A 14,989-nucleotide genomic window follows, 5' to 3' on the forward strand; every position below is an offset into this window, starting at 1 on the left:
GTTTGAAGGAGGATCAGATGCGTCTCGCGCAACCCCCACGACCTGCGAGAAGCCTGGCGCGGAAGACGGCAGCGAGCGCCGTGCTGCTGCTCTGCGCGGGTCTGGTGCAGGCGGTCCCGCAGTCCGCGTCCGCCGCCCCCACGCGGTACGAGGCGGAGAAGGGCACCTACTCGGCGGGCTCCACCGTCGACACCAACCACACCGGATATTCGGGCACCGGGTTCGTCAACTCCAACAACGCGGTGGGCGCCTACGTCGAGTTCACCGTAGACGCGGCCGCCGCGGGCAACGCCACGGTCGGCATCCGCTACGCCAACGGCACCACCGCCAACCGCCCCGCCGACGTCCTGGTCAACGGCACGGCCGTCGCCACCGCGCGCGCGTTCAACGCCACCGCCGACTGGGACACCTGGGCCACGTCCACCCTCACCGCTCCGGTGAAGGCGGGCAGCAACAAGATCCGGCTCAGCGCCACCACGGCGACGGGGCTCGCCAACATCGACTACGTCGACTTCGCGGCCTCCGGCGGCGACGGCCAGGCCCCCACCGCGCCCGGCGCGCCCAGCTGCTCGGCGATCACCGAGGACTCGCTCACCCTCACCTGGGGCGCCTCCAGCGACAACGTGGGCGTGGCGATGTACGACGTGTACGAGCACGGCAACAAGATCGGCGAGGTGGCGGGCAACCTCACCTCCGACACCCTCACGGGTCTGACCCCCAACACCGCGTACAACCTCACGGTGTTCGCCCGCGACGCGGCCGGAAACGTCTCCCCGGCCAGCCCCGCCGCCGACTGCACCACCCGGCCCAGCACCGACACCACCCCGCCGACCAAGCCCGGCACGCTCACCGCGTCCAACGTCACCGCCGGCAGCGCGGACCTGAAGTGGGGCGCGTCCACCGACGACAAGGGCGTCACCGCGTACGAGGTGCGCAGCGGGACCAGCGTCTACCAGAGGGTCACCGGGAAACCGCCCGCCACCAGTACCACCGTGACCGGGCTCGCCTGCGACAGCGCGTACACGCTCACCGTGGTCGCCAAGGACGCGGGCGGCAATACCTCGCCGGACAGCAACGCGGTCGCCTTCACCACCGGCGCCTGCCGCAGCGACGGAGGTGTGCCGTCCTCCATCAGCACGCTCTCCAGCGGCTGGACGATTCCGTGGGGCACGTTCTGGATGCCGGACGGATCGAGCGCACTGGTCACCGAGCGGGACAGCTTCAAGGTGTTCAAGGTGACCCCGAGCGGCACCAGGACGCAGGTCGGAACTGTGCCGGAGTCGGTCACCACCAACGGTGAAGGCGGGCTGATGGGCGTCGCCGTCGACCCGAAGTGGGCGAGCAACCACTACGTCTACTTCATGCACAGCGCCTCCGAGGGCAACCGGGTGGCGCGTATGACGTACAACGGGAGCACGCTCGCCGACTACACCGTCCTGCTCAAGGGGATCAAGAAGAGCAAGTACCACAACGGGGGACGGCTCGCGTTCGGCCCGGACGGGTATCTGTACGCCTCGACCGGTGAGGCCCAGACCCCCGACCTCGCCCAGGACAAGGGCTCGCTCAACGGCAAGATCCTGCGTATGACCACCGACGGCAAACCGGCCCCCGGCAACCCGTTCGGCACCTACGTCTACAGCTACGGCCACCGCAACCCGCAGGGCCTGGCGTTCGACCGCAACGGGCGGCTGTGGGAGGCCGAGTTCGGCAACAGCTCCAAGGACGAGCTCAACCTCATCAAGCCGGGCGGCAACTACGGCTGGCCGGTCTGCGAGGGCTCCTGCTCCACGGCCGGGATGACCAACCCCAAGGCGTCCTGGCCCACCGGCCAGGCCTCGCCCAGCGGCATCGCCGTCGTCCGCAACGTCGTCTACATGGCGGCGCTCAAGGGCGAGCGGCTGTGGCGCGTCCCGATCAACGGCGACACCGAGAGCGTGGGCACCCCCACCGCGTACTACGTCGGCTCCTACGGACGGCTGCGCACGGTCACCAAGGTGCCCGGCGAGGACGCGCTGTGGCTGTCGACCACCAACTGCGACAACAACGGCGACGCACCCGACGGCTCGGACAAGGTCTTCAAGGTGCTGATCAAGTGAGCTGAACGGGAGGTGAGTCGACCGGTCTACGGGGGGCGGCGCGCCCTGTACCACGACGGCTCAGTGGTACAGGGCGTCCACCTCCACCGTGTAGGCCTCCTCGATGGCCCGCCGCTTCAGCTTGAGCGACGGGGTGAGCAGACCGTGCTCCTCGGTGAACTGATGGGCGAGGATCCGGAAGGTACGGATCTGCTCGGCTTGGGAGACCAGGGTGTTGGCGGCGACCACCGCACGCCGCACCTCGGTCTCCAGGTCGGGGTCGCGCACAAGCTCGGACGCGGTCATCGACGGTTTGTTGCGCATCGCCAGCCAGTGGTCCACGCCCTCCTGGTCGAGGGTGACCAGGGCCGCGATGTACGGGCGGTCGTTGCCGACGACGATGCACTGGGCCACCAGCGGGTGGGCCCGGACCCGTTCCTCCAGGGCCACCGGCGAGACGCTCTTGCCGCCGGAGGTCACCAGGATCTCCTTCTTGCGGCCGGTGATGGTCAGATAGCCGTCCTCGTCGAGCGCGCCGATGTCACCGGTGGCCAGCCAGCCGTCCTTGAGCACCTTCTCGGTCGCCTTGGGCTCGTTGAGGTAGCCGGAGAAGACCTGGCCGCCGTGCAGCCACACCTCGCCGTCCTCCGCGATGTGCACGGTGGTGCCGGGCACCGGCTGGCCGACCGTGCCGAACCGGGTGCGCTCGGGCGGGTTGGCGGTGGCGGCGGCCGTGGACTCGGTCAGGCCGTACCCCTCGTAGATCGTCACGCCCGCGCCGGCGAAGAACAGCCCCAGACGGCGGCCCATGCTGGAGCCGCCGGACATGGCGTGCCGCACCCGTCCGCCCATCGCCTCGCGGACCTTGCCGTACACGACCTTCTCGAAGAACTGGTGCTGCATCCGCAGCCCCGCCGAGGGCCCGGGCCCCAGGCCGAAGGACTTCTGCTCCATCGCCTCCGCGTACTTCACCGCGATGTCCACGGCCTTGTCGAACGGACCGGTCTTGCCGTCCGCCTCGGCGCGCCTGCGGGCCGCGTTGAAGACCTTCTCGAAGATGTACGGCACGGCCAGGATGAAGGTGGGCCGCAGCGACTGGAGGTCGGGCAGGAGCGCGGAGGCGGAGAGCGCGGGCTGGTGGCCGAGCTTGACCCGGCCCCGGACCGCGGCGACCTCCACCATCCGGCCGAAGACGTGCGCCAGCGGCAGGAACAGCAGGGTGGCCGCCTCGTCGCCGGGGCGCGAGTGGAACACCGGCTCCCAGCGGGCGACCATGGTGTCCGCCTCGAACATGAAGTTGGCGTGGGTGATCACACAGCCCTTGGGGCGGCCGGTGGTGCCGGAGGTGTAGATGACGGTCGCGGTGGACTCGGGGGTGACCGCGCGCCGGTGGCGGTGCACCACGTCGTCGTCGATCTGCTCGCCCACCGCCAGGAGCTCGCCTAGCGCCCCCGCGTCGAGCTGCCACAGCCGTTTGAGGTGCGGCAGCCGGTCCACCACCGAGCCGATGGTCATGGCGTGGTCCTCGTGCTCGACCACGCACGCGGTGACCTCGGAGTCGTGCAGCATCCAGAAGACCTGCTCGGCGGAGGAGGTCGGGTAGATGGGGACCGGCTGGGCGCCGATGGACCAGAGCGCGAAGTCGAAGAGCGTCCACTCATAACGGGTGCGGGACATGATCGCGACCCGGTCGCCGAACCGCACACCGTCCGCGATCAGCCCTTTGGCGAGGGCCAGCACCTCGTCGCGAAAGCGTGCCGAGGTCACGTCCTGCCACTGGCCCGCCGCGTCCTTGCGGGCCAGCGCGGCCCGGTCGGGATCGTCGAGGGCGTGGTCGAACACGACGTCCGCCAGCCCGCCGACGTGAGGCGCCGTCGCCATGGGTGGGACAGTGAACTCGCGCAATACCTTGCTCCTTGTGGCGCTCCGCACAGCGCCGGTGACGGTACCCCACCCGGGGTCCCGACGGGAGGGGCGTCAAGGAATACGGTCAAGTGCGACGAGGTCCACCATCACCACAGGTCAGCACCGTGAGCGCGGCGGTGCCAGGCCCGCCCGCCCCGCATCGCGACCCCCGAGTCGGATGCGGTCGGTTTTTTCTCCACGGAATCTGTACGACCTGGTCACGCCCGCTCTACGGGGACCGCGACATTGGTCCGTACCTGGGCGGGCGCGGCCTTCGGCGTCCGTACCAGCGCGAACACGGCGAGCCCGGCCACCACGGCGAGCGCCCCGGCCGCCACCGCGGCGCCGTTCAGGCCCGAGGCGAACGCGGAGTGCAGCGCCTCGTCGGGGACCCGGCCGCGCAGCGAACCCGCCGCGCCGCCCGCGAGCGCCCGGGCCTCGGGCGCGCTGTGCAGCGAGTCGGCCATCCGGGAGGTGGCGAGGGTGCCGAACACCGCGATGCTCACCGCGTAGCCGAGCTGGCGCATGGTGTTCATGGCGCCGGTCGCCATGCCGCTGCTGCGCTGCGGCACCGAGGCGAGCGCCGCCGACGCCAGCGCCGGGCTGACCAGGCCCACCCCGATGCCGGTCACCACGAGACCCGCCACCAGCGTCGTCCAGTCGGAGCCCGCGTCGAGCATCGCCTGACCGAACAGCCCGGCCGCGATCAGCAGCAGCCCGAGGCAGATCAGCAGCCGCTGCGAGACGCCGTGCAGGAACCGCCCGCCCAGCGCCGAGGTCACGAAGGACGCCAGCGCCAGCGGCACAAGGGCCAGACCGCCGGTCACCGGGCTCATGTCCAGGAGCGTCTGGAGCCAGATCGAGGTGTACGGGAGCACGCCGAAGGCGGCCGAGTTCAGCGCGAGCGCCGCCACCAGGACGCCGACGAACGCCGGGCGCCGCAGCAGCGACAGATCCATCAGCGGCCGTTCTGTACGCCTCTCCACCACGACGAAGACCAGCAGCGCGGCCGCCGAGGCGGCGAAGGAGAGCAGGGTGCGGGAGTCGCCCCAGCCGTCGGTGCCCGCGTTCACCGCGCCGTAGGTGAGGGTGCCGGCGAAGAGCGCGAACAGGACCGTGCCCGCCCAGTCGGTGCGCCCGCCCGCCGGGCTCTTGGACTCCGGGACCACCCGGACCGTCAGCCACACCGCGGCCGCGCTCACCGGCAGGTTGACGAAGAATATCCACCGCCAGCCGAAGCCCTCGGTGAGCAGCCCGCCCAGAATCGGGCCGAGAGCCGCGGCCGCGCCGTTGACCGCGCCCCACACGCCGAGCGCCACCGAGCGGTCCCGGCCCTGGTAGGCGGCGCCGAGCAGCGGCAGCGTGGTGGCGAACATCGCGGCGGCGCCGACCCCCTGGAGCGCGCGCATCGCGATCAGCGTCCCCGCGTCGCCCGCCAGACCGCAGGCGAGCGAGGCGCCCGCGAAGAGCACCGTGCCCGCCGCGTAGAACTTCCGGCGCCCCGCCTTGTCGGCGCCCGCGCCCGCCCCGAGCAGCAGCGCGGCCAGCGCCAGCGCGTACACGTCGATCACCCACTGAAGGCTCGACAGCGAGGCGTCCAGCGAACTCGCCATGTCCGGCAGCGCCACCGTCACGATGGTCACGTCCAGCAAGAGCATGAACGTTCCCAGGGACACGGCGACCAACGGCCCCCACTTGCGCATGACATTCCTCCGACCTAGTTCTTTCGACGTCCCGTACGATCGGTTCCGGCCGGACCGAAGCTCCACCCAGTCCGCCTGACACGCAGGAATCCGACATCGGGAGGGCTCAGGCCGATGGATTCACCCGAGTTCGACGAACTGGACCAGCGGCTCGTGAGCGCGCTCGTCCTGGACGGTCGGGCCCCCTTCAGCAAGATCGCCGCCGTGCTCGGCGTCTCCGACCAGACCGTCGCCCGCCGCTACCGCAGGCTGTACGCGGAGGGCGAACTGCGGGTCGTGGGGGTCCGCGACACCGAACGGCTCGGCCACACCCGCTGGATGCTGCGGCTGCGCTGCACCCCCGACGCGTCCGTCTCCATCGCCACGGCGCTGGCCCGGCGGCCCGACACCGCCTGGATCGGGCTGACCTCGGGCGGCACCGAGGTGGTCTGCACGACCGAGTCGCGCCGGCCCGAGGACCACGAGGCGCTGCTGCTCGGCAAGCTGCCGCGCACCCCGAGCATCGTGGAGATCGGCGCCCACCAGCTGCTCCACCGCTTCTACGGCGGCCCGCTCGGCTGGTTCACCAAGGGCTCGGCGCTCACCGCCGAGGAGCGGGCCGCACTGCTGCCCGCACCGGTGCAGCCGCCGTCCGGCCCGATCCGGCTCGACGAGGAGGACGAGGCCCTCATCGCCGCGCTCGCGCGCGACGGCCGGGCGTCCTACCCAGAGCTCCAGAAGGCCACCGGCCGCTCGGAGTCCGCCGTCAAACGGCGCCTGGACCAGCTGCTGCGCCGCGGAGCGCTGTTCATCGACGTCGAGTTCGACAGCACCCGGTTCGGCTTCCGCAGCAGGGCGCTGCTGTGGATCACGGTGGCGCCCTCGGCGCTGGCCAGTGTGGGCGAGGCCCTCGCCTCGCACCCGGAGGTCGCCTTCGCCGGGGCCACCTCGGGGCCCGCCAACCTGGTCGCGGTGGTCATCTGCCGCGACCCGGCCGGCCTCTACACGTACCTCAGCGAGAAGCTCGGCACCCTGGAAGGGGTCCGGCACGTGGAGACCGCGCCCTTACTGCGCCAGGTCAAGCGGCTGACGTACGCGGGCTGAGGCCGCTCGCCAGGATCGCCGCCGCGAGCGCGTCCGCCGCCTCCTGCGCCGAGGGGCGGCGCCCGCCGTGCAGCAGCACGAAGTCCACCGGCCCGAGCTCGGGCAGCCCCGACCTCGGCGGCAGCGGTACCAGCCCCGGCGGGACCAGACCGCGGGTGTGCGCCATCACGCCGAGCCCCGCCCGGGCCGCCGCGACCAGTCCGCTCAGGCTGGCGCTGGTGCAGGCGATCCGCCACGGCCTCCCGTGCTCCTCCAGCACTTCGAGCGCCCGCGCCCGGGTGATGCCCGGCGGCGGGAAGAGGATCAGCGGCACCGGCCGGTCCGGGTCAAGGCGCAGTCCCGGCGCGCCGATCCAGCACAGGGTGTCCTGCCAGACCCGCTCGCCGTGGGTGTCGCCGGGGCGCCGCTTGGCGAGCACCAGGTCGAGGCGGCCCGCCTCCAGGCGGCGGTGCAGGGTGCCGGAGAGCTCGACCGTCAGCTCCAGGTCGACCTCGGGATGGTCGCGGCGGAACGCCTCCAGGACCTCCGGCAGCCGGGTGAGCACGAAGTCCTCGGAGGCGCCGAACCGCAGCCGTCCGCGCAGCCGGGTCCCGGTGAAGTAGGCGGCCGCCCGCTCATGCGCGGCCAGGATCGTCCGGGCGAAGCCGAGCATCGCCTCGCCGTCCTCGGTGAGCCGGACGCTGTGCGTGTCGCGGCTGAACAGCGGCCGCCCGGTCGCCTCCTCCAGGCGCCGCACGTGCTGGCTGACCGTCGACTGCCGCAGCCCGAGGCGCCGCGCGGCCTGCGTGAAGCTGAGCGTCTGGGCGACGGCGAGAAAGGTCCGGAGCTGGTGCGGCTCGTACACGGCAGCAGGTTATCGCGGAACGCGATGACAGTCAGAGTGGTGTACGGGATTCCCGATCGGTCAGGCGGAGGGAATGATCGGGAAGGTCCGACCGGGCGGGGTGGGACCCGCCGTACGACCCGACCGGGCGCGACCCGCGGTACGACTCGACGGAGGGCGGCCGGACCCGCCGTACGACCCGACCGCCCGTGAAGACCCGCCAACGCGCCGAGCGAAGAGCCGAGTGGAGCCGATGAACCGCCGCACGCCCCAGCTGCCGTCCTGGCTGCCGATCGACCCGTTCATCATGACGCTGATCGGCACGGTCGCCCTGGCGGCGCTGCTCCCGGTCTCCGGCGGCGCCGCGCGGGTGGCGAGCGGCGCGTCGACCGGGGCCGTCTCCCTGCTCTTCCTCCTGTACGGGGCCCGGCTCTCCACCCGGCAGGCGCTGGACGGGCTGCGCCACTGGCGGCTCCATGTGACGGTCCTGGCCTGCACGTTCGTGCTCTTCCCGGTGCTCGGGCTCGCCGCGCGCGCTCTGGTGCCGGTGGTGCTGACCCCGGACCTCTACCACGGCCTCCTGTTCCTGTGCCTGGTCCCGTCGACCATCCAGTCCTCGATCGCGTTCACCTCGATCGCGCGCGGAAACGTGCCCGCGGCGATCTGCGCGGGCTCCTTCTCCAGCCTGGCGGGGATCTTCGTGACCCCGCTGCTCGCGGCGCTGCTGCTCGGCGGCGGCGCCGGAGGCGTCTCGGCGGACTCGGTGCTGAAGATCGCCCTCCAGCTCCTGGTCCCGTTCGCCTGCGGGCAGTTGCTGCGGCGCTGGGTGGGAGGTTTTCTCACCCGGCACCAGAAGGTGCTGGGCCTGGTGGACCGGGGCTCGATCCTGCTGGTCGTCTACACCGCGTTCAGCGAGGGCATGGTCCGGGGCATCTGGCACCAGGTGAGCCCGGCCCGCCTGGGCGCGCTGCTCGGGGTCGAGGCGGTGCTGCTCGCCGCGATGCTCGCGCTGAGCTGGTACGGGGCGAAGCGGCTCGGGTTCGGTCGGGGCGACCGGATCGCGATCCAGTTCGCCGGGTCCAAGAAGAGCCTCGCGGCCGGACTGCCCATGGCCGGCGTCCTGTTCGGCGCCGACGCGGCGCTCGCGGTGCTGCCGCTGATGCTCTTCCACCAGATGCAGCTGATGGTCTGCGCGGTGCTCGCCAGACGGCGGGCGCGCGACCCGCTGGAGGAGTCCGGCCCGGTCGCCCGGGGCGCGGCGGCGCCCGTCCTCACGCGGCGCCGGTGACGAGCACCACCTTGCCCAGGTTGCGCCGCGAGTCGATCAGTTCGTGCGCGCGGGCGGCCTCCTCCAGCGGCAGTTCGGCGTGGACGGCCGCGCGCAGCGCGCCGCCGCGGTGCAGCTCCCACAGCTCGTCGCGCCAGGCCGCGTACAGCTCCGGCTTGCCGCGGGCGATCAGCGCCATCTGGAAGGCGATCACCGACTTGCCGCCGACCAGCAGGTCGTAGACCTCGACGGTGCCGCCGCCGGAGCTGAAGGCGACCAGCCGCCCGCCGGGCGCCAGCGCCTTCACCGCGGGCTTGAGCAGCCCGCCGCCGACGCCGTCGAGGACGACGTCGACCGGCTCGCCCCAGGACTCGTCGCCGTAGAGCACGACCTCCTCGGCGCCCATCTCCCGTACGAAATCGGCCTTCTCGGCCGAGCTCACGGCCGCGACCACCCGGCTCGCGCCGCCCGCCCTGGCCAGTTGGAGCGCGATCTGCCCGACCGCGCTGGCCGCCGCCGTCACCAGGACCGACTCGCCCGGCCGCGGCCGCGCCGATTCGTAGGCGCCGCGCGCCACCAGCCCGCTGCGGACGAGCGCGACCGCCTCGACGCAGGAGGCGTGGTCGGGGATGCGGGAGGTCATGGCCTCGTGGAGGACGGCCAGTTCGGCGTACCCGTGCGAGAAGCAGAGCCCTGTCACGCGGTCGCCCGGGGAGAAGGCGGTGACGCCCTCGCCGACCTCGACGACCGTTCCCGCGACCTCGCCGCCGAGCGGGAACGGCTCCTTGCCCTCGCGCACCTTGCGTACGACGGGGAGGGTGACGCCGATCGCGTCGGCGCGGATCAGCAGTTCGCCGGGGCCGGGCGCGGGGGCCTCGACGTCCTCGGTGAACAGGACCTCGGGGCCGCCGTTGACCTCGAAGCGAACACGGCGCATGGACTCTCCCGGGTGAGTGCGATGGATTCATTGGTGGTCCCAACGAGTTCAAACGATAGACCGGAAGTCATTGGGGAGTCCAATGGTTTCTGGGTAAGGTCGACACCGTGACCGAACGCGCCGACTCCCTCCCCGCCCTCCAGCGCATCCAGGCCCTGCCCAGCTGGGTCCTCGGCCGGGCGGCCACCCGGGGCCGCGCCCTCGTGGCGGCGGCCATCGCGCACGAGGGCGCCAAGATGTGGCACCACGCCGTGCTGGCGGCCGTCTCCGAGTACGGGCCGCTCGCCCAGGCCGACCTCGGGCGCCGGATCTCGCTCGACCCCAAGGACCTGGTCGGCGTCCTCAACGACCTCCAGGCCGACGGATACGTCGTACGCGAGCCGGACCCCCGCGACCGCCGCAAGAACGCGGTCACGGTCACCCCTCGGGGGGAGGCGATGCTGACGCGCTGCGCGGTGGCAGCCGAGCGGGCCAACGACGCACTCCTGGCACCGCTGGACGCGGCCGAACGCGAGCAGCTGATGGCGCTGCTGCGGCGGATCGGGGCGGAGGAGCTGGAGTAGGGCGACTGCCGCGAAGGGCGCCTTCGGCCGTCGCGGTGGCCGCAAGTGCCGCCCCCGGCCGCCTTCTTGATCATCGGGGCGGTAGCGTGCCGTCATGACCGCACCTGACGCTCCGCTGGATCCCGCCCGTACCGCGCTCGTCCTCGTCGATCTGATGGACCGCATCACCGCGCTGCCGCTCGCACCCCGCTCGGGGGACGAAGTGGTCGCCACCGCCAAGGAGTTGGCGGCCCGCGCCCGCGCGGCGGGCGCCACCGTCGTACTCGTCCGCGTCGAGCGGCCGCACGTCGAGGTGCAGCCGCCCGGCAGCGACCTGGTGGCGGGACTCGCGGCGGAGGGCGACCTGACCGTCGTCAAGCGGACCATCGGCGGCTTCCACGGCACCGGTCTGCACGAGCTGCTGTCCGAACGCGGTGTCACCACGCTCGTGTTCGGCGGCATCGCCACCAACCTCGGGGTCGAGTCCACCGCCCGCGCCGCCGCCGACCTCGGCTACGAGCTCGTCTTCGCCGAGGACGCCATGGCGGCGCTCACCGTGGACGAGCACCGGGCGGCGGTCGGCCTGAACTTCCCGCGTCTCGGCACCGTCCGGCCCGCCCCGGAGGTCGTCTTCGCGACGGCGCACGGCGTGTAGGACGCCGGCGGCGGGCCCGTCAGCCCTGGGTGGCCGGAGCCTCCAGGGCGACGCGGTGCTCGCCCGCGTACACGTTCATGGAGGCGCCCCGCAGGAAGCCGACCAGGGTCAGGCCGGTCTCGGCGGCCAGGTCGACGGCGAGCGACGAGGGCGCCGAGACGGCGGCGAGCAGCGGGATCCCGGCCATCACGGCCTTCTGGGCCAGCTCGAACGAGGCCCGCCCCGAGACCAGGAGCACCGCCCGCGACAGCGGCAGCCGCCCGTCCTGCAGAGCCCGCCCCACCAGCTTGTCCACCGCGTTGTGCCGCCCCACGTCCTCCCGTACGTCGAGGAGCTCGCCCTCCTCCGAGAAGAGCGCGGCCGCGTGCAGACCCCCGGTCCGGTCGAAGACGCGCTGGGCGGCCCGCAGCCGGTCCGGGAGGCTCGCGAGCAGCTCGGGGGTGACGCGGACCGGGGGAGCGTCGGCGATCGGGAAGCGCGCCTGCGTACGGACGGCGTCCAGGCTGGCCTTGCCGCACAGACCGCACGACGACGTGGTGTAGACGTTGCGCTCCAGCGTGATGTCGGGGACCTCGACGCCGGGGGAGAGCTTCACGTCCACCACGTTGTAGGTGTTGACGCCCTCGGCGGTCGCCCCGGCGCAGTAGACGATCGACTGCACCTCGTCGGCCGCCGCGATCACGCCCTCGCTGACCAGGAACCCCGCCGCCAGCGCGAAGTCGTCGCCCGGGGTGCGCATGGTGATGGCGAGCGGTCTGCCGTTCAGCCGGATCTCCAGTGGCTCCTCGGCCACCAGCGTGTCCGGCCGGGCGGAGACCGCCCCGTCCCGGATGCGGATGACGCGGCGGCGCTCGGTGACCCGTCCCATCTCAATTCCCGATTCTGTACGTGCCGGAAGCCGGAGCGGCCCTTGGTGCGAGATGCCGTGGGCCACCTGGCGATCGTGCGGCGAGGTGACCTCGACGATCTCATTGTCCTGCACGCGCAGAGTGAGGCTTCCGCGGGCGCCGCGGTGCGCGCGGGACGCACGGGAGCTGACACAAGGCTCCAAAGGCACGCCGGGAAGCCTGTTGGATCTCTTGCCCCTGTACCGGTCGGTAGCCACGAAGACTGGATGGCTCCTGATGTCCTACGAGGGGAAACCGCGGCATGACCGGCATGCGAGGTTCACGCGTCGTCGCGCTCGGGCACTACCAGCCCGCCAAGGTGCTCACCAACGACGAGCTCGCCGCCATGGTCGAGACCAGCGACGAGTGGATCAGCAGCCGGGTCGGCATCCGCACCCGCCACGTCGCCGGGCCCGACGAACCCGTCGACGAGCTGGCCGCGCACGCCGGCGCCAAGGCGCTGGCCGCCGCCGGGCTGACCCCCGCCGACATCGACCTGGTCCTGGTCGCCACCTCCACCGCGATCGACCGCTCCCCGAACACCGCGGCCCGGGTCGCCGCCCGCCTCGGCATGGGCTCGCCCGCCGTCATGGACCTCAACGTGGTCTGCGCGGGCTTCACACACGCCCTGGCCACCGCCGACCACGCCGTCCGGGCCGGCTCGTCCACCCGGGCCCTGGTCATCGGCGCCGACAAGATGACCGGGGTGACCGACTGGACCGACCGCACCACGTGCGTCCTGGTCGGCGACGGCGCGGGCGCCGCCGTGGTGGAGGCCGCGGACGAGGAGCTGATCGGCCCGGTCCTGTGGGGCTCGGTCCCCGAGATGGGCCACGCCGTACGCATCGAGGGCACCCCGCCCGTCTTCGCGCAGGAGGGCCAGGCCGTCTACCGCTGGGCCACCACCCAGCTGCCGCCGATCGCCCGCCGGGTGTGCGAGCGCGCCGGGGTGACCCCCGAGGAGCTGGCCGCCGTCGTCCTGCACCAGGCCAACCTCCGCATCATCGAGCCGGTGGCCCGCAAGATCGGCGCGGTGAACGCGGTGATCGCCCGCGATGTGGTCGACTCCGGCAACACCTCGGCCGCCAGCATCCCGATGGCCCTGTCCAAACTGGTGGAACGCGGCGAGATCCGCACCGGCGACCCGGTCCTGCTCTTCGGCTTCGGCGGCAACCTGTCGTACGCGGGACAGGTCGTCCGCTGCCCGTGACGGAACCCGGCGGCGAGTGGGACCGCTGAAACGCGCGTGACCGGACGCCGGGACCGGGGGTTCTCCGCGCCCCAACAGCCCCCGGCCTCAAGTGATGTCACTCATAATTGACCGTGGGTGCGTATCGCGGCAGGTCCCCGAGTCACTAACGTCGCCGTACGGCCGCCCGGTGCGAGGGCGGCCAGCGCCACCTCCTGCCCCGCCCTAGTTGAGCGGAGACCCACAGATGGCACCCACCCTCATCCTCAAGCCCGGCACCGCCTGGGCCGATGCCTGGCAGCGCTGCCGGGCGATCGCCCCCGAGGCGTTCCGGGACGACCGCGTCCTCAACCTCTGGGGCGGCCAGTGGCGGCCCGACGGACGCGCCCTGCCGGCCGCCAGCCCGATCGACGGCAGCCCCATCGCGGGCCCGCCGCGACTGGACGCGCCCACCGCCCAACAGGCGGTCCGCGCCTCCCTGGACCAGCACCGCGCCTGGCGGCACACCCCGCTGCCCGAGCGCCGTGCCCGCGTCGGAGCCACCCTCGACGCGCTCACCGAACACCGCGAACTCCTCGCCCTGCTCCTCGTCTGGGAGATAGGCAAGCCCTGGAAGCTGGCCCAGGCCGACGTGGACCGGGCCATCGACGGAGTCCGCTGGTACGTGGAGAACATCGACGCGATGCTGGAGGGCCGCACCCCGCTCGACGGCCCCGTCTCCAACATCGCCAGCTGGAACTATCCGATGAGCGTGCTCGTTCACGCGATGCTGGTACAGGCACTGGCGGGCAACGCGGTCATCGCCAAGACCCCGACCGACGGCGGCCTTTCCTGCCTCACCCTGGCCAGTGCGCTGGCCGCGCGCGAGGGCATCCCCGTCACCCTCGTCAGCGGCAGCGGCGGCGAGCTCTCCGAGGCCCTGGTGCGCTCGCCGGAGATCGGCTGTGTGTCGTTCGTGGGCGGCCGCGACACCGGCGCGCGCATCGCCACGGCCGTCACCGACATCGGCAAGCGGCACATCCTGGAACAGGAAGGACTCAACACCTGGGGAATCTGGAACTACTCGGACTGGGACGCGCTGTCCGCCGTCATCCCGAAGCTGTACGACTACGGCAAGCAGCGGTGCACCGCGTATCCGAGGTTCGTCGTGCAGCGCGCGCTCTTCGACCGGTTCCTCGCCGCGTACCTCCCGGCGGTCCACACCGTCCGCACGGGCCACCCCCTCGCGGTCGAGCATCCCGAAGACGCCCTGCCCGGGCTGGACTTCGGGCCGCTGATCAACGCGGCGAAGGCGAAGGAGCTGGACGACCAGGTCGCCGAGGCGATCGACCGGGGCGCCGTCCCGCTGCACCGGGGCAGCCTCGCCGACGGCCGGTTCCTGCCGGGCCAGGACACCAGCGCGTATCTGCCGCCGGTGACCCTGCTCAACCCGCCGTCGTCCTCACCGCTGTTCCACGCGGAGCCGTTCGGCCCGGTCGACACCATCGTCCTGGTCGACACGGAGGCGGAGCTCCTGGCCGCCATGAACGCGTCGAACGGGGCGCTGGTCGCCAGCCTGTCGACCGACGACCCCGAGACGTACGCGCGCCTGGCGCCGCAGATCCGGGCGTTCAAGGTCGGCCGGGGCAAGCCGCGTTCGCGCGGCGACCGCGAGGAGCTGTTCGGCGGCTACGGCGCCTCGTGGCGCGGCGCCTTCGTCGGCGGCGAGCTCCTGGTGCGGGCGGTGACCGAGGGTCCGGCGGGGGAGCGGCTGCCGGGGAACTTCCCGGAGTCGTACGCGTAGGAGGCGTCGGCCTCCCGGGTACGCGGACGGCCGGCCGGAGCCGGGGTGCTGCCCCGGCCCCGGCCTGCCGGAGCGAGGGCGTTCCCGCACGCGTACGGGGAAACCGGCACGGAAAAATCGGCCCGTATACGGGGGCTGGG

The 14,989-nt window shown here is 72.5% G+C and carries 12 protein-coding genes; 7 read left to right on the forward strand and 5 right to left on the reverse strand.

Going from position 1 to position 14,989, the window contains the following annotated elements; genetic code table 11:
* Positions 1-17 precede the first annotated feature (17 nt).
* The gene (locus BX283_RS32110; RefSeq protein WP_101390932.1) at positions 18-2,096 is read left to right on the forward strand and encodes a PQQ-dependent sugar dehydrogenase; all 2,079 of its coding nucleotides are present in this window, start codon (positions 18-20) and stop codon (positions 2,094-2,096) included.
* A gap of 60 nt (positions 2,097-2,156) precedes the next feature.
* On the opposite strand, the gene BX283_RS32115 is transcribed toward BX283_RS32110, so the two are convergent.
* Both BX283_RS32115 and BX283_RS32120 read right to left on the reverse strand, forming a co-directional pair.
* Complete coding sequence (locus BX283_RS32115; RefSeq protein ID WP_101390933.1) at positions 2,157-3,956, reverse strand: long-chain fatty acid--CoA ligase; 1,800 nt, start codon at positions 3,954-3,956, stop codon at positions 2,157-2,159.
* A 242-nt stretch (positions 3,957-4,198) separates the two neighbouring features.
* Positions 4,199-5,683, reverse strand: coding sequence for an MFS transporter (locus tag BX283_RS32120; protein ID WP_101390934.1), 1,485 nt, complete (start codon positions 5,681-5,683; stop codon positions 4,199-4,201).
* 114 nt (positions 5,684-5,797) lie between these two features.
* On the opposite strand from BX283_RS32120, the gene BX283_RS32125 reads away from it, so the two are divergent.
* Positions 5,798-6,766, forward strand: a complete 969-nt coding sequence (locus BX283_RS32125; RefSeq protein WP_101390935.1) for an Lrp/AsnC family transcriptional regulator — start codon at positions 5,798-5,800, stop codon at positions 6,764-6,766.
* On the opposite strand, the gene BX283_RS32130 is transcribed toward BX283_RS32125, so the two are convergent.
* Positions 6,741-7,610: a LysR substrate-binding domain-containing protein gene (locus tag BX283_RS32130; protein WP_101390936.1), complete on the reverse strand. Its 870-nt coding sequence runs from the start codon at positions 7,608-7,610 to the stop codon at positions 6,741-6,743. The genes BX283_RS32125 and BX283_RS32130 overlap by 26 nt on opposite strands.
* A gap of 232 nt (positions 7,611-7,842) precedes the next feature.
* Here BX283_RS32130 and BX283_RS32135 point away from each other — a divergent pair, with 232 nt between their 5' ends.
* The gene (locus BX283_RS32135) at positions 7,843-8,877 is read left to right on the forward strand and encodes a bile acid:sodium symporter family protein (RefSeq protein WP_101390937.1); all 1,035 of its coding nucleotides are present in this window, start codon (positions 7,843-7,845) and stop codon (positions 8,875-8,877) included.
* Here BX283_RS32135 and BX283_RS32140 read toward each other — a convergent pair.
* Positions 8,861-9,793 (reverse strand): zinc-binding dehydrogenase, encoded by a 933-nt coding sequence (locus tag BX283_RS32140; protein WP_101390938.1) that lies wholly within the window; start codon positions 9,791-9,793, stop codon positions 8,861-8,863. The two genes, BX283_RS32135 and BX283_RS32140, sit on opposite strands and share 17 nt — an antisense overlap.
* A gap of 107 nt (positions 9,794-9,900) precedes the next feature.
* Here BX283_RS32140 and BX283_RS32145 point away from each other — a divergent pair, with 107 nt between their 5' ends.
* Together BX283_RS32145 and BX283_RS32150 are read left to right on the forward strand one after the other, a co-directional pair.
* On the forward strand, positions 9,901-10,356 hold the full coding sequence (locus BX283_RS32145) for a MarR family winged helix-turn-helix transcriptional regulator (RefSeq protein ID WP_101390939.1): 456 nt from the start codon (positions 9,901-9,903) through the stop codon (positions 10,354-10,356).
* 94 nt (positions 10,357-10,450) lie between these two features.
* Positions 10,451-10,990: an isochorismatase family protein gene (locus tag BX283_RS32150; protein ID WP_101390940.1), complete on the forward strand. Its 540-nt coding sequence runs from the start codon at positions 10,451-10,453 to the stop codon at positions 10,988-10,990.
* 19 nt (positions 10,991-11,009) lie between these two features.
* Here the strand turns inward: BX283_RS32150 and fdhD are convergent, their stop codons facing one another.
* The gene (gene fdhD, locus BX283_RS32155; protein ID WP_101390941.1) at positions 11,010-11,858 is read right to left on the reverse strand and encodes a formate dehydrogenase accessory sulfurtransferase FdhD; all 849 of its coding nucleotides are present in this window, start codon (positions 11,856-11,858) and stop codon (positions 11,010-11,012) included.
* Between the two features lie 290 nt (positions 11,859-12,148).
* Here fdhD and BX283_RS32160 point away from each other — a divergent pair, with 290 nt between their 5' ends.
* Entirely contained in the window at positions 12,149-13,087 is a 939-nt protein-coding gene (locus BX283_RS32160) for a beta-ketoacyl-ACP synthase III (protein WP_101392698.1), read from the forward strand.
* 226 nt (positions 13,088-13,313) lie between these two features.
* Positions 13,314-14,849: an aldehyde dehydrogenase family protein gene (locus BX283_RS32165; RefSeq protein ID WP_101390942.1), complete on the forward strand. Its 1,536-nt coding sequence runs from the start codon at positions 13,314-13,316 to the stop codon at positions 14,847-14,849.
* Positions 14,850-14,989: the final 140 nt, after the last annotated feature.

Origin of the sequence: Streptomyces sp. TLI_146, from assembly GCF_002846415.1 — a bacterium.
Lineage (GTDB): Bacteria > Actinomycetota > Actinomycetes > Streptomycetales > Streptomycetaceae > Streptomyces.

Coding starts and splice junctions, on each gene's coding strand:
- BX283_RS32165 (WP_101390942.1), top strand. CDS start 13,314: ATGGCACCCACCCTCATCCTCAAGCCCGGCACCGCCTGGGCCGATGCC.
- BX283_RS32140 (WP_101390938.1), bottom strand. CDS start 9,793: ATGCGCCGTGTTCGCTTCGAGGTCAACGGCGGCCCCGAGGTCCTGTTC.
- BX283_RS32150 (WP_101390940.1), top strand. CDS start 10,451: ATGACCGCACCTGACGCTCCGCTGGATCCCGCCCGTACCGCGCTCGTC.
- BX283_RS32160 (WP_101392698.1), top strand. CDS start 12,149: ATGCGAGGTTCACGCGTCGTCGCGCTCGGGCACTACCAGCCCGCCAAG.
- BX283_RS32110 (WP_101390932.1), top strand. CDS start 18: ATGCGTCTCGCGCAACCCCCACGACCTGCGAGAAGCCTGGCGCGGAAG.
- fdhD (WP_101390941.1), bottom strand. CDS start 11,858: ATGGGACGGGTCACCGAGCGCCGCCGCGTCATCCGCATCCGGGACGGG.
- BX283_RS32115 (WP_101390933.1), bottom strand. CDS start 3,956: ATGGCGACGGCGCCTCACGTCGGCGGGCTGGCGGACGTCGTGTTCGAC.
- BX283_RS32120 (WP_101390934.1), bottom strand. CDS start 5,683: ATGCGCAAGTGGGGGCCGTTGGTCGCCGTGTCCCTGGGAACGTTCATG.
- BX283_RS32135 (WP_101390937.1), top strand. CDS start 7,843: ATGAACCGCCGCACGCCCCAGCTGCCGTCCTGGCTGCCGATCGACCCG.
- BX283_RS32125 (WP_101390935.1), top strand. CDS start 5,798: ATGGATTCACCCGAGTTCGACGAACTGGACCAGCGGCTCGTGAGCGCG.